A 12,358-nucleotide genomic window follows, 5' to 3' on the forward strand; every position below is an offset into this window, starting at 1 on the left:
GGCGGGGGCCTTGAACAGGTTCAGTATCCAGTTCGAAGACAGGCTTTTGCAGGATTAACAGCAACGCCGTTTACACAGAATTCAGTACACCCTCGGTTTGAAGGACAGTGCCTCTGGCACATCCACATCCCACATCACCCCGGGATCATCCACCGCCACCTCAACCACCCGCCCCTGCGCAAACAATGGCTTGGCGCCATGGTCACCGGACAATCCCGCCAACCCCGCCCCAAAGCTGCGACCGAACCCGACCGGATGCCCGTATTTGCCCTCATGCACCGGCACACTGACGCAATCTGCAGCAATCTGCGCCACCACCCGCTCAATACTCGACGGCAGGAGAAAAGGCATATCCCCCAACATAATCATCCAGCCACCAAGGTTCGGACACGCCGCCACTCCAGCCGCAATGCTATCGCCCATCCCACTCGACTTGATCAACACAATCTCGAAACCGTAGGCCTTAGCCATGCGAATCACCTGCGGGCGATCCTCAGTCGTCACCAGCACCCGTTTATCCAGCGAAACCGGCACGCTCACCAACACCTGCTCGACCACCGAACGCACAGTGCCGTCGCGCCCCGTGCAGTCCGCCAACAGCTTGTCCTTGTCAGCCCCCGCCACCTGACGAAAGCGACTGCCCTGCCCCGCTGCCAGCACAATGACGCCGATGGGTTCACTCATATAGCCTCCTGCAACGGCTTTTTTTGCTTCAGTTCGACGCCATTCTTGATCGCGACAATTTCGGCCATCAGTGACAAGGCGATTTCCGCCGGACTGTGGCTGCCTATGTGCAACCCGATCGGACCATGCAGGCGCTCGATCGCCCGTGATGACAAGCCTAGCTCGGCAAGGTTTTTCCGGCGCTTCAGGCTGTTGACCCGCGAGCCCAGCGCGCCGACATAAAAGGCCTTGGAGTCGAGGGCCGTGAGCAGCGCCATATCATCCAGGCGAGGATCGTGAGTCAAGGCGACGATGGCCGTACGCTCGTCAGTCTGGATGGTCAGCACCGCCTCATCAGGCATGCCCGAGACAAAGCGACCGTGCTGCTCTTCCCACCCGTAAACGAACTCGGAGCGTGGGTCGCAAATCAGTACTTCGAAGTCCAGCAGCCGCGCCATCTCAGCGACGTAACGGGACAATTGCCCGGCGCCGATCAGTAGCAGGCGCCAACGCGGACCATAAATCGCGCGCAGCGTGTTGCCGTCGAAACTCAGCACATCGGCCTTGTCCGCTGACTGCAACAGCACTTCACCCGTCGCAATATCAAGCGTGCGAGCGACAATTTCATGAGCCTCACAGCGCGTCAGCAACTCGGCGACCCAATGCGGATCGCCAACCTGCTCCTCGGTCAGGCGCAGCGTACCGCCACAGGGCAAACCAAACCGCGCGGCCTCCTCGCGAGTGACGCCGTAGGTGATCAACTGCACCGGTGGCCCGTCAGTCGGGATACGCCCGTCGTGCAGCCGGGCAATCAGATCATCCTCGACACAACCGCCCGACACCGAGCCAATCACCACGCCATCTTCACGCAAGGCCAACATGGCGCCAGGTGCCCGAGGCGCGGTGCCCCAGGTCTGGACCACGCTGTACAGCACCACCCGCTGACCAGCGCGGCGCCATTCGAGCACGCTGCGCAGGACATTCAGATCGACGCTGTCCATCAGGCTTGTGCCTTCTGCCAACCTTGCAGTTGAAAGCGAACGGGCAGGCTGCGGATACGTTTGCCCGTGGCGGCGAAAATCGCGTTGCACAGCGCCGGCGCAATCGGCGGCACGCCCGGTTCACCGACACCGCCCAGGGGCACAACGCCCGGCGGGGTGACCAGATGAACGGCGATTTCCTTGGGCGCCAGGGACATACGCGCCACTTCGTACATGTGGAAGTTGTCTTGCTGAACCTTGCCGTCCTTGAAACTGATCTCCCCTAGCACCGCATTGCCCAGCCCCATGACGCAGGCCCCCTCGAACTGCGAGCGAATGCGTTCGGGGTTGATTTGCGGCCCGCAATCCACGGCGATGTCAGCCTTGTGCACGATCAGTGTGCCATCATCCTTGACTTCGACCTCGATCACCGCCGCCACATAGGTGACAAAACTGTATTGCACCGCCAGCCCCAAGCCTCGGCCTTTGGGCAGCTCGCGCCCCCAACCGGCGGCTTTGGCAGCGGTTTCCAATACCGTGCGCAGCCTTGCAGTATCGATCGGATAACGCTCGGGGGATTCGCCGTAGTTCCACTCGTCACTCAGCGTGCGCGGATCGATCTGGCGATCCGGGCCAAGCAATCTGATCTGGTACTTGAGCGAATCCTGCCCGGCCTTGTGCGCCAGTTCATCGACAAAGCTTTGAATCGCAAAGCCGTGCGGGATGTTCGACACCGAGCGATACCAGCCGACGCGGGTATGAGCCGTCGCCTCCGGGTTTTCCAGGCGCACGTTGGGAATCGCGTAGGCCATGTTGGTGAACCCCATGCCCAGCTCAAACGCTGCCTCATGGTTCATGCCCGGTGCAAACAGCGCAGTGATGCTTGGCGCCACGGTGCGGTGCAGCCAGGCGGACGGCAGGCCGTCCTTGTTCAGCCCGGCTTTGAGATACTCCGCCGACACGGTGTGGAAATAGGAACAGTGGATGTCGTCTTCACGGGTCCATTGCACCCGCACCGCCTTGCCGGGGAATTCCTTGGCGAGGATCGCCGCTTCAATGATGAAGTCAGGCTTGGATTTTCGACCGAAACCACCACCGAGCAATGTGACGTTGAACGTGACGTTATCGAACGGGATGCCGAGGCGCTCGCCAATCCTTGTGCGGGTCACTTGCGGCGCCTGGCTCGGCCCCCAGGCTTCGCAGACTCCGTCTTTGAAGCGGGCAATGGCAACCATCGGCTCCATGGGTGCCTGCGCCAGGTGCGGCAGGTAATAGGACGCTTCGAGGACAGTGTCGGCGCTGTCCATGGCCTCCTCAAGGTTGCCGGTATTGCGCACCACTTTGCCGGGCTTGAGGGACGCGGCTTCCAGCTCCTTGCGATAGGCAATCGAGTCGTAGCTGGCGTTCGGGCCGTCATCCCACTCGATCTTCAGTGCGTCGCGGCCCTTGATTGCCGCCCAAGTGTTTTTGGCCACCACGGCCACGCCACCCAAGGGTTGAAATTCAGACGGCACCGGGCTGGCGCCGATCTGCAACACCTTAATCACGCCAGGGACTTTCATCGCGGCGCTGGCATCGAAGGTTTTGACCTTGCCGCCATACACCGCCGGACGCGCAATGGTGGCGTAGAGCATGCCATCGAAATGCACGTCGGCCCCGTAGACGGCGCGGCCATTAACGATGTCTGCCCCGTCGATGGCCTTGGTGCCTTCCTTGCCGATGTAGAGAAACTGCGATGGATCCTTGAGCCGTACGCTGTCGCGAGCGGGTACCGCCAGCGCACCGGCCGCCACGGCCAGTTCGCCGTAGCCCAACTCACGACCGGTCGGCGTATGGATCACTTTGTGCAGTTGCGCATGGCACTCGCCAAGCGGCACTTTCCATTGGTTGGCGGCGGCCTGTTCCAGCATGGTTCGAGCGGCGGCACCGCATCGGCGCATGGGCTCGTACCAGTGACGCATGCTGCGCGAGCCGTCAGTGTCCTGGTTGCCGAAACGCACTTCGTCGCCTGGTGCCTGTTGCACTTTCACCTTTGCCCAATCGGCATCCAGTTCATCGGCCACCACCATCGTCAGGCTGGTGCGTACGCCCTGGCCCATTTCCGAACGGTTGCAGATCACGGTCACCGTGCCATCGGTGGCGATGCTGACATATACCTTGGGATCATCAATCGCGCCGTGGGGCATGCCGTCGGCGCCGAACTTCTTCGATGCTTCTTCCGCGAAAGCGTCCTGCCAACCCCAACTGGCAGCCAGCACCAACGCACTGGTAGCACCGACACCTTTGAGGAAACCGCGTCGGCTGAGGTTGCTCAGGGCAAAATCATTCGGTAACTGGCTCATGCCTTGGCCTCCTTCAAGTGGGTGGAGGCCTGGCGGATGGCGGTCTTGATGCGGTTGTAAGTCCCGCAGCGGCAAATGTTGCCGACCATCGCCTCTTCGATTTGCGCGTCGGTGGGGTTCGGATGGGTTTTGAGCAGCGCTGTCGCCGACATGATCTGCCCGCCCTGGCAGAAGCCGCATTGTGCGACGGCGGTATCGAGCCAGGCTTGCTGGACCACTTGGCCGATCGGGTCAGTGTGCAAATTTTCAATGGTGGTGACGTTCTGCCCGACCACCGAGCCAATCGGCGTGATGCAACTGCGGGCGGGCGATCCTTCGATGTGAATGGTGCAAGCGCCGCACAGGCCCATGCCGCAGCCGAATTTGGTGCCGTTGTAACCGGCCACGTCGCGGATGGCCCAGAGCAGCGGCATGTCCTCGGTGACGTCGAGTGAATGGTCTTGACCGTTGAGCTTCAGGGTAATCATGGGCACGCCCGCATAGTGCTTGGGTTATGGGGTCGAGCAATCTGCCGTGGGATCTTGGTTCGTGACACGCAGATCGACTCAGGCTAATGAGGCTCTTTTATGCGACGGGAATGTCTGCACCGGGCCTTTGTGGAGCAAATGTTTGCATCGTTAGGTGGCTAAGTTAACCCAGTATTAACAAAAAAGCCCTGCACAGCAGAACGTGTGCAGGGCTTTTGAGATCAGTCTTGAAAGCGTAGCTTCAATACTGATTGGGCTCCATTTCCAGGTCGACATGAAAACGATCCGAAATGTCTTTCTGGATACGCTGCGCCAAATGGAGTAATTGCAGGCCCGTCGCGCTGCCGTAGTTGACCAGCACCAGAGCCTGCAACTTGTGCACGCCGGCGTCGGCCTCGCGGAAACCTTTCCACCCTGCCCGTTCGATCAACCAGCCCGCCGCCAGCTTCATTTGCCCGTCGGGCTGTGCATAAGCCACCAGATCCGGGTATTCGCCCTTGAGCTGTGCGACCAGCGCTGCGGGCACCAACGGGTTTTTGAAGAAGCTACCGGCATTGCCCAGCACGGCCGGGTCCGGGAGCTTTTCATTACGGATGCTGCAAATCGCCTGGCTGACATCCGTGGCCGTCGGCTGCTCGATGCCTTGTTCGGTCAGGCGCTGACGCACCGGGCCGTATTCCAGATGCAGGTGCGCAGCGCGGTCGAGGGCGAAACGAACACGCAGGATCAACCAGCGTCCCGGCTCCTGTTTGAACAGGCTGTCGCGGTAAGCGAAGTTGCATTCTTGCAGGGTGAAATCCCGCAGCTCACCGCTCCGGCGATCCAGCGCGGTCAGGCCGGCGAAGACGTCCTTGATCTCGACCCCATACGCTCCGATGTTCTGCATCGGTGCCGCACCGACAGTGCCGGGGATCAGGCTAAGGTTTTCCAGGCCCGACAAGCCCTGCGCCAGGGTGTGCTGCACGAACGGATGCCAAGGCTCGCCGGCCTCGGCTTCGATCACGACTTTGCTGCCGTCATCACTGAGGATGCGAATCCCGCGTGTGGCCATGTGCAGCACCAGTGACTGGATGTCAGCCGTCAGCAGCAGATTGCTGCCTCCGCCGATCACCAATAACGGAACATCATGGTGTGCGGCGTAGGCCAGGGCTTCACGCACGTCGGCATCGCTGTGGGCCTCGGCGAACAGGCGAGCCTGAACGTCGACCCCGAAGCTGTTGAACGGCTTGAGTGACACCTGCGATTGAACCTGCAAACTCATAACCGTCCCTTCAATTCGATCACCAGCAAATCACTGGCGCGCTCGATCAGGTCCAGCACCTGTTCGAAGCCTTGGTCGCCGTCGTAGTACGGGTCCGGCACTTCATCGAGTTCCGACTGGAAGCGACGCAGGAACAAATCCAGCTCGGCTTTGCCCTTGGCGGGTTGCAAGGCCTTGAGGTGGCGCAGGTTGCTGTTGTCCATCGCCAGGATCAAGTCGTAAGTGGCGAAATCGGCGCGGGTGACTTGCTGGGCGCGCTGGGCGGACAGGTCATAGCCGCGCAGTTTGGCCGCGGCCTGGCTGCGTTTGTCCGGCGCCTTGCCGACGTGCCAGTCACCGGTACCGGCGGAGGCGACTTCAATGTGATCCGCCAGCCCCGCTTCACGCAGTTTGTGCCGCAGCACGCCTTCGGCCGTTGGCGAACGGCAGATGTTGCCCAGGCACACGAACAGAACGCGCATCAGGCCTCCAGCAGACGACGAACGCGCTCAAGGTCTTCAACGGTGTCGACTCCGGTGGGCGGCGCGATCAACGCATCAGCCACGTGAATCCGCACGCCGTGCCACAAGGCACGCAGTTGCTCCAGGGATTCAGTGTTTTCCAGCCAGCACGGGCCCCAGCTGACAAAGTCATGGAGGAAACCGGCGCGGTAGGCATAAATCCCGATATGGCGACGATACGGCACGCCTTCCGGTAATTGCTCGCGGCTTTGGGCGAACGCATCCCGCGCCCATGGCAATGTCGCACGACTGAAGGTCAACGCCAGGCCATTGAGGTCGCTGACGACCTTGACCACGTTAGGGTTGAACAGGGTTTCCACGTCTTCGATGGGCTCGGCCAGGGTGGCCATGCTCGCTTCAGTGTGGGCAGCGAGGTTGGCCGCGACCTGGTCAATCACGCTCGGCGGGATCAGCGGTTCATCACCCTGGACGTTGACCACAATGGCGTCGGGCGCCAAGCCGAGTTTCGTTGCCACTTCGGCCAGGCGGTCGGTGCCGGAGTTGTGGTCTTCGCGGGTCAGCACGACTTCAGCGCCAAACCCGTTGCAGGCCTCGACAATGCGCGCATCGTCAGTGGCAACCACCACGCGCTGCGCGCTGCTTTTGCTGGCCTGTTCCCAGACGTGCTGGATCATCGGCTTGCCGGCGATCAACAGCAGCGGTTTGCCCGGCAAACGGGTGGAGGCGTAACGCGATGGAATGACAACGGTAAAGGCTGTGGTCATTTATCCAGACGCTCGTCGGTGGTCAAGGTGCGCGCTTCGGTTTCGAGCATCACCGGGATGCCGTCGCGGATCGGGTACGCGAGGCCTGCGCCCTTGCTGATCAGCTCGGTCTTGTCGGCGCTGAGCTTGAGTGGGCCTTTGCAGACCGGGCAAGCGAGGATGTCGAGCAATTTGGTGTCCATGAGCATTCCCTGGGTAAAAACGGAGTTAAGGCAAAAGACGATCCGGCAACAGGCGCATCAGCTGCGTATCGAACCAGGCCACGAAGGCCGGAGTTGGCACAGCATCGACCGCCAGGTACCACCAATCGGCGGCGGCGAAGGCACGGCACTTCACCGCGTCCTTTTCCGTCATCACCAACGGCAATGACGGTGTGAAATTCAAAGCCTGCGCGCTGTATTCGGCGTGGTCGGCAAACGCATGCGGGACTGGCCGCCAGTGTAGCGTTTCGAGGGTTGTGAAGAAACGCTGCGGATTGCCGATCCCGGCCACGGCGTGCAGCGCCTGGCCGGCGCAAAAGTGGTCGAGGGGACGTCGTTCACCACTTTGCACGTTGATCAGGGCGGTAGGCCGCAGCTGGAAGGCAAACCCGCCGTCGCGATCATCCGTGGCACCGTTGTAGAGCACCGCGTCGACGCTTTGCAGGCGCTCGACCGGTTCACGCAACGGTCCGGCGGGCAGACAACGCTGGTTGCCCAGGCCTCGGGCTGCATCAATCAGTACCAGTTCCAGATCGCGCGCCATGCGGTAATGTTGCATGCCGTCATCAGAAAGAATCAGGTCCAGCGGTTCGCTCGCCAGCAGTGCCTTGACCGCGCTGCTGCGGTCCGGGTCGATCATTAACGGCACGCCGGTGCGCTGGACGATCAACAGCGGCTCATCGCCCGCCAAGTCAGCGCTTTGATCCGCTGCAACGCGCCATGGCAATTGCGGCGGCTTGGCGCCGTAACCACGACTGACCACGCCCACCCGCAAGCCGCTACGCTGGCAATGCTCGATCATCCACAGAATCAGCGGCGTCTTGCCGGTGCCACCCACCGTGATATTGCCGACGACGATCAGCGGTACGGGTGGCTGATAGATCTCGCCCTCACCGGCCAGGAATCGCTTGCGCTTGTTCATGACCACGCGCCGATACAACCACTCCAGTGGCTGCAACAACTTCAGGGCCGGATGACCTTCGTACCACGCGGCGAGCAAGCGATCAGACATGGCCATCAGGGCGCGGGAGGAGCCGCTTCGACAGTGGTCATGCGCAAGTGGCTGAAACCGAGCTTGCCGGCCGCGTCCATGGCGGTGATGACGGACTGATGTTGAGTCTTGCCGTCAGCGCTGATGGACAGCGGCAGGCTGGTGTCGCCGTTGGATTCTTTTTGCAGCGCTTCCATCACTGTCGCCAGGTCACTCTTGGGCAATACCCGGTTGTTCAGCGAGAACACGCCTTCGGCGTTGATACCGATGTCCAGTTGCTTGACCTGTTGATCTTCAGCCGGAGCACCGCTGACCGCTTCCGGCAACTCGACACGCAGCTGGGTTTCACGGGTAAACGTGGTCGTGACAACGAAAAACAGCAGCAGAATAAACACCACGTCAATCAGCGACGCGAGGTTGATGTCCACCGTTTCCCGCGGCTTGCGGCGGAATTTCACGCTTTGCCCTCAGTCAGGTCCACATCACGGTCACCTTGCACCACCTCGACCAGTTTGATCGCTTCCTGTTCCATGCCCACCACCAGTTCATCGATGCGACGTTGCAGGAAACGGTGGAAGAACACGGCCGGGATGCCGACCATCAGGCCCGCAGCCGTGGTGATCAAGGCCTTGGAGATACCACCGGCCAGTACCGCTGCGTTAGTGCCCATGCCCGTACCCATGAACGCGCTGAAAATATCGATCATGCCCAGCACCGTGCCCAGCAGCCCCAGCAATGGGGCCATGGCCGCGATGGTGCCCAAGGCATTGATGTAGCGTTCGAGTTCGTGAATCACCCGCGCAGCGGCCTCTTCGATGCACTCTTTCATGATCTCGCGACCATGCTTGGAGTTGGCCAGGCCCGCCGCAAGGATCTCGCCCAACGGTGAGTTGGCGCGCAGTTCCTTGAGTTTTTGTTTATTGAGTTGCTTGTCCTTGATCCACACCCAGACCTGTCCGAGCAGATGCTCCGGGGTCACGCGGCTGCTTCTCAGGGTCCAGAGACGCTCGGCGACAATCGCCATGGCCGCGATGGAACTCAGAATGATCGGCAGCATCATCCAACCGCCGGATTTGACCAATTCCCACACAGTGTCGTCCCCTCGAAAAAGTGCGCCACTCTAACATAGGGGGTGAGCGCACCGAAGACCGTGATGTCGCTTCCGGTCGGGCTTTAATAACTCTCGGCTATTTATTGGTGGGCGGTGGATCGCGCCAGAAACGCCGTTCCAGACGCATTGTCCACGGTGGCTTGAAACGCCCCAATTGCAGATGAATGGCACCTTGCTCGGCGCTGTCGTAAATCGCCATGCCGCGTTTCTGATAGCGCGCCACGACCGTGGGGTGTGGATGACCAAAAGAATTGCCCTGCCCACGGGAAATCAACACCGCCTTGGGTTGCAACACGCTCAACAGGGCCATCGATGAGGAACTGCGGCTGCCGTGATGCGGTGACTGCAACCAATCGGTGGTCACCGCCAGCGGACTCTCAAGCAAGGCCCGTTCGGCAGCGGTGTCGATATCACCGGTCAACAACAGACGCTCGCCGCTGGCCTCTATGTGCAAGACGCAGGACTTTTGATTGCTGTCATGGCCTGACGGCCATTGCCACAGTTGGAAATTCACACCGTCCCAGCTCCATTGCCGACCACCTTCACATCCTTGGGCTTGCAGTTCGACCGGCAACGCCTCGGGATCGCCACTGAGTACCTGCTTGACAGGCAAGCCATTGGCCACTGCTCTCGCACCTCCGGCGTGATCGGCGTCGGCGTGGCTGATCAGCATCAGGTCGAGTTCCTTTACCCCGAGTTTGCGCAACGACGGCAGCACCACCCGCTCACCGATATCGAGATCGCCAAAACGCGGTCCGGCGTCATACAACAGCGTGTGGTGGCGGGTACGCACGAGGATAGCCAACCCTTGGCCGACGTCCAGTTGCCAGATATCAGCCATGCCTTCAGACAACAACGGCCGAGGCGGAAAAACCAGCAACAGCAACAATGGCCACCCTAAAGGGCGCAGCGGCACACCTCGCGGCAGCAAGAGTAGAAAGGCTCCCAAAGTACCGAGCCCCCAACACCACAACGGTACCGCCGCCGGCACCCATGCGGGTAATTTCGCGGCCACCCATGTCAGCGCCTTGAACAGCCCGTCGATCAAACCGCCTGCCAGCCACAGCAACCCTTCACCCACATAAGGGATGGGCAACAGCGATGTCCCGAGCAAGGCAGGCGGCAACACCACCAGACTGATCCAGGGCACCGCCAGCAAATTGGCCACCGGCCCGCTGATGCTGATCGGCAAGCCGAGCACCAGCAGCAACGGGCACAGACCGATTGCGATCAGCCATTGAGCCCGGGTCCAGGTTTGCCACCATCGCCAAGGGCCCAACCGCCCGCCAAAGGTGAAGATCAACACAGCCACGGCGGCGAAGGACAACCAGAAGCCCGGTTGCAGACTGGCCAATGGATCCAGCAGCAAAACACCATTCAGCGCCAGTAGCAGCGGCCACCAGGCGCCAAGGTGACGAAAGCGCAGACGCCACAACAGCACCAGACCGATCATCACGCAAGCGCGCTGCACCGGGACGTCGAAGCCGGCCAACAGCCCGTAAGCCAGCGCTGCCGAGAACGCCAACCCGCAGGCCCAGGGCAGCCACGGCAAACGCCCTGGCCACAAGCCAAAGCGCGCCAACCCTGCAATCAGCAGGTAGACCAACCCCGCCAACAATCCAATGTGCTGCCCGGAAATCACCAACAGATGCACGGTGCCGGTGTCTTGCAGTACTTGCCATTCCTCACGACTCAACCCGGCGCCATCTCCCAGTACCAGCGCCGTCAACGCTGCGGTTCGGCCCTGGGCATCGACCGCTTGTAAACGCTGGCGGATGCCATCGCGCCAAGCCCCTCGGGCTTCGTTGAGTCGCTCACCCGCCTTGACCGTGCCGGTCGCGCCGATGTGTTGCGCCAGCAGCCAGGCGTCGTAATCGAAGGCATTCGGATTGAGCAGCCCGGAGGGTCGCTTCAACTTCACCGCCAATCGCCAGCGCTCGCCACTGTTGACGGACGGTCCGTCGTACCAGGCCAACCGCAAACGTTGGGGCAGCTTCGTTCGGCGTGATTGACTGTCCGTCAGTTCGAATCGCACCACGCCGTCGGCATTCTGCGGCAACCCCGTCACCCGCCCCTCTATCCAGCGGGTTTCGCCATCCAGCTTCAGTGGCAGGCGATCATCCAGCGCCCACTGCGCATTCGCGCATGCCCAACTGAAGCCGAACAGGAAAAAAGCCAACGGATACGTCCGAAAGGGCAACAACATCAAACCCACTGGCGGCAGTAACATCCATAACCCGACCGGCGGTAAAACCGGTAAAAAACGCAAAGCCAACAGACCCAACGCCAGCGCCAACGTCCCTGTGCGCATACACTCCTCCTGGAGAGTTCCCACCTTGGCTTAGGCTTAGCCGGCTAATCGCACAGACGCCGTTAATAATTGTCACAAAGTCTGAATGGGGGGTTCGCAGAATCCAGACATACTTGCCACCTTAACCGACCGAGAAGCCTTATGCCCCGGCGCTTGTTCAAACGCTACATGCCAGACCCGACCAGCATCAAGGAACACAAATCCTTACGCTTTCTCGGCACATTGCTGCATGACCCCAACCTCTGGCACCTCAACCGCCACTCCGTGGCCCGAGCGATGGCAGTGGGCCTGTTCGCGGCTTTTTTGCCGATCCCGATGCAAATGCTGCTGGCCGCCGTGCTTTCCATCATCGTGCGGGGCAACATGCCGATTGCGGTGAGCCTGGTCTGGCTGACCAACCCGATTACCATGCCTGCCGTATTTTTCTGCACGTACCAGACCGGCGCCTGGCTGTTGGATGTGCCCACCCGCCAGTTACCCGACTCAATGTCCTGGGAATGGGTCAGGAGCGAACTGTCGACCCTGTGGCAACCGTTTTTGCTGGGGTCGGTCATCACCGGACTGGTGTTGGGCGCCCTCGCCTATTTCCTGACCATGATGTACTGGCGCTGGTGGGTGGCGCGGCAGTGGAAGCGGCGCAAGCAAAGCCGGATGTAGAATGCAAAACGGCCTCCATTGATGGAGGCCGTTTTTATTGCGGTGATTGTGATGACGTCATCGCGAGCAGGCTCGCTTGTATGTTTAGACTTGAAGGGGTGGGCGGGACTAAAAGCTCGATTCCGACTCTAGCCAGTACGGACCGTGGGA

General features: G+C 60.9%; 13 protein-coding genes. 1 reads left to right on the forward strand and 12 read right to left on the reverse strand.

Annotation, left to right across the window (positions count from 1 at the left end; all coding sequences use genetic code 11):
* Nucleotides 1-81: 81 nt before the first annotated feature.
* The 12 genes from J2Y56_RS28070 to J2Y56_RS28125 form a co-directional block, all read right to left on the reverse strand.
* Complete coding sequence (locus J2Y56_RS28070) at nucleotides 82-684, reverse strand: nucleotidyltransferase family protein (protein WP_310354050.1); 603 nt, start codon at nucleotides 682-684, stop codon at nucleotides 82-84.
* On the reverse strand, nucleotides 681-1,664 hold the full coding sequence (locus J2Y56_RS28075; RefSeq protein WP_310333870.1) for an XdhC family protein: 984 nt from the start codon (nucleotides 1,662-1,664) through the stop codon (nucleotides 681-683). The genes J2Y56_RS28070 and J2Y56_RS28075 overlap by 4 nt, the downstream gene beginning before the upstream one ends.
* Nucleotides 1,664-3,985 (reverse strand): xanthine dehydrogenase family protein molybdopterin-binding subunit, encoded by a 2,322-nt coding sequence (locus J2Y56_RS28080; protein WP_310333871.1) that lies wholly within the window; start codon nucleotides 3,983-3,985, stop codon nucleotides 1,664-1,666. Before J2Y56_RS28080 ends, J2Y56_RS28075 begins: the two co-directional genes overlap by 1 nt.
* On the reverse strand, nucleotides 3,982-4,452 hold the full coding sequence (locus tag J2Y56_RS28085) for a (2Fe-2S)-binding protein (protein WP_007945745.1): 471 nt from the start codon (nucleotides 4,450-4,452) through the stop codon (nucleotides 3,982-3,984). Before J2Y56_RS28085 ends, J2Y56_RS28080 begins: the two co-directional genes overlap by 4 nt.
* Before the next feature lie 241 nt (nucleotides 4,453-4,693).
* Complete coding sequence (murB, locus tag J2Y56_RS28090; RefSeq protein WP_007945747.1) at nucleotides 4,694-5,713, reverse strand: UDP-N-acetylmuramate dehydrogenase; 1,020 nt, start codon at nucleotides 5,711-5,713, stop codon at nucleotides 4,694-4,696.
* Nucleotides 5,710-6,174 (reverse strand): low molecular weight protein-tyrosine-phosphatase, encoded by a 465-nt coding sequence (locus J2Y56_RS28095; protein ID WP_007945748.1) that lies wholly within the window; start codon nucleotides 6,172-6,174, stop codon nucleotides 5,710-5,712. Before J2Y56_RS28095 ends, murB begins: the two co-directional genes overlap by 4 nt.
* Nucleotides 6,174-6,938, reverse strand: coding sequence for a 3-deoxy-manno-octulosonate cytidylyltransferase (gene kdsB, locus J2Y56_RS28100; RefSeq protein ID WP_310354054.1), 765 nt, complete (start codon nucleotides 6,936-6,938; stop codon nucleotides 6,174-6,176). The genes J2Y56_RS28095 and kdsB overlap by 1 nt, the downstream gene beginning before the upstream one ends.
* Nucleotides 6,935-7,120, reverse strand: coding sequence for a Trm112 family protein (locus tag J2Y56_RS28105; protein ID WP_007945752.1), 186 nt, complete (start codon nucleotides 7,118-7,120; stop codon nucleotides 6,935-6,937). The genes kdsB and J2Y56_RS28105 overlap by 4 nt, the downstream gene beginning before the upstream one ends.
* Before the next feature lie 25 nt (nucleotides 7,121-7,145).
* On the reverse strand, nucleotides 7,146-8,156 hold the full coding sequence (lpxK, locus tag J2Y56_RS28110; protein WP_007945754.1) for a tetraacyldisaccharide 4'-kinase: 1,011 nt from the start codon (nucleotides 8,154-8,156) through the stop codon (nucleotides 7,146-7,148).
* Nucleotides 8,156-8,587, reverse strand: a complete 432-nt coding sequence (locus tag J2Y56_RS28115; protein ID WP_007945755.1) for a biopolymer transporter ExbD — start codon at nucleotides 8,585-8,587, stop codon at nucleotides 8,156-8,158. The genes lpxK and J2Y56_RS28115 overlap by 1 nt, the downstream gene beginning before the upstream one ends.
* Nucleotides 8,584-9,219: a MotA/TolQ/ExbB proton channel family protein gene (locus J2Y56_RS28120; protein WP_007945756.1), complete on the reverse strand. Its 636-nt coding sequence runs from the start codon at nucleotides 9,217-9,219 to the stop codon at nucleotides 8,584-8,586. The genes J2Y56_RS28115 and J2Y56_RS28120 overlap by 4 nt, the downstream gene beginning before the upstream one ends.
* A gap of 97 nt (nucleotides 9,220-9,316) precedes the next feature.
* Complete coding sequence (locus tag J2Y56_RS28125) at nucleotides 9,317-11,551, reverse strand: DNA internalization-related competence protein ComEC/Rec2 (RefSeq protein ID WP_310354058.1); 2,235 nt, start codon at nucleotides 11,549-11,551, stop codon at nucleotides 9,317-9,319.
* A 141-nt stretch (nucleotides 11,552-11,692) separates the two neighbouring features.
* Between J2Y56_RS28125 and J2Y56_RS28130 the strand changes: the two genes are divergently transcribed.
* Nucleotides 11,693-12,208, forward strand: coding sequence for a DUF2062 domain-containing protein (locus J2Y56_RS28130; protein ID WP_007945759.1), 516 nt, complete (start codon nucleotides 11,693-11,695; stop codon nucleotides 12,206-12,208).
* Nucleotides 12,209-12,358 lie beyond the last annotated feature (150 nt).

Source organism: Pseudomonas sp. BE134 (assembly GCF_031456105.1).
Classification (GTDB): domain Bacteria; phylum Pseudomonadota; class Gammaproteobacteria; order Pseudomonadales; family Pseudomonadaceae; genus Aquipseudomonas.

What these genes read in the sequence shown, in the direction of transcription:
- J2Y56_RS28070 (WP_310354050.1), bottom strand. Translation starts at nt 684, where the DNA reads ATGAGTGAACCCATCGGCGTCATTGTGCTGGCAGCGGGGCAGGGCAGT.
- J2Y56_RS28075 (WP_310333870.1), bottom strand. Translation starts at nt 1,664, where the DNA reads ATGGACAGCGTCGATCTGAATGTCCTGCGCAGCGTGCTCGAATGGCGC.
- J2Y56_RS28080 (WP_310333871.1), bottom strand. Translation starts at nt 3,985, where the DNA reads ATGAGCCAGTTACCGAATGATTTTGCCCTGAGCAACCTCAGCCGACGC.
- J2Y56_RS28085 (WP_007945745.1), bottom strand. Translation starts at nt 4,452, where the DNA reads ATGATTACCCTGAAGCTCAACGGTCAAGACCATTCACTCGACGTCACC.
- murB (WP_007945747.1), bottom strand. Translation starts at nt 5,713, where the DNA reads ATGAGTTTGCAGGTTCAATCGCAGGTGTCACTCAAGCCGTTCAACAGC.
- J2Y56_RS28095 (WP_007945748.1), bottom strand. Translation starts at nt 6,174, where the DNA reads ATGCGCGTTCTGTTCGTGTGCCTGGGCAACATCTGCCGTTCGCCAACG.
- kdsB (WP_310354054.1), bottom strand. Translation starts at nt 6,938, where the DNA reads ATGACCACAGCCTTTACCGTTGTCATTCCATCGCGTTACGCCTCCACC.
- J2Y56_RS28105 (WP_007945752.1), bottom strand. Translation starts at nt 7,120, where the DNA reads ATGGACACCAAATTGCTCGACATCCTCGCTTGCCCGGTCTGCAAAGGC.
- lpxK (WP_007945754.1), bottom strand. Translation starts at nt 8,156, where the DNA reads ATGGCCATGTCTGATCGCTTGCTCGCCGCGTGGTACGAAGGTCATCCG.
- J2Y56_RS28125 (WP_310354058.1), bottom strand. Translation starts at nt 11,551, where the DNA reads ATGCGCACAGGGACGTTGGCGCTGGCGTTGGGTCTGTTGGCTTTGCGT.
- J2Y56_RS28130 (WP_007945759.1), top strand. Translation starts at nt 11,693, where the DNA reads ATGCCCCGGCGCTTGTTCAAACGCTACATGCCAGACCCGACCAGCATC.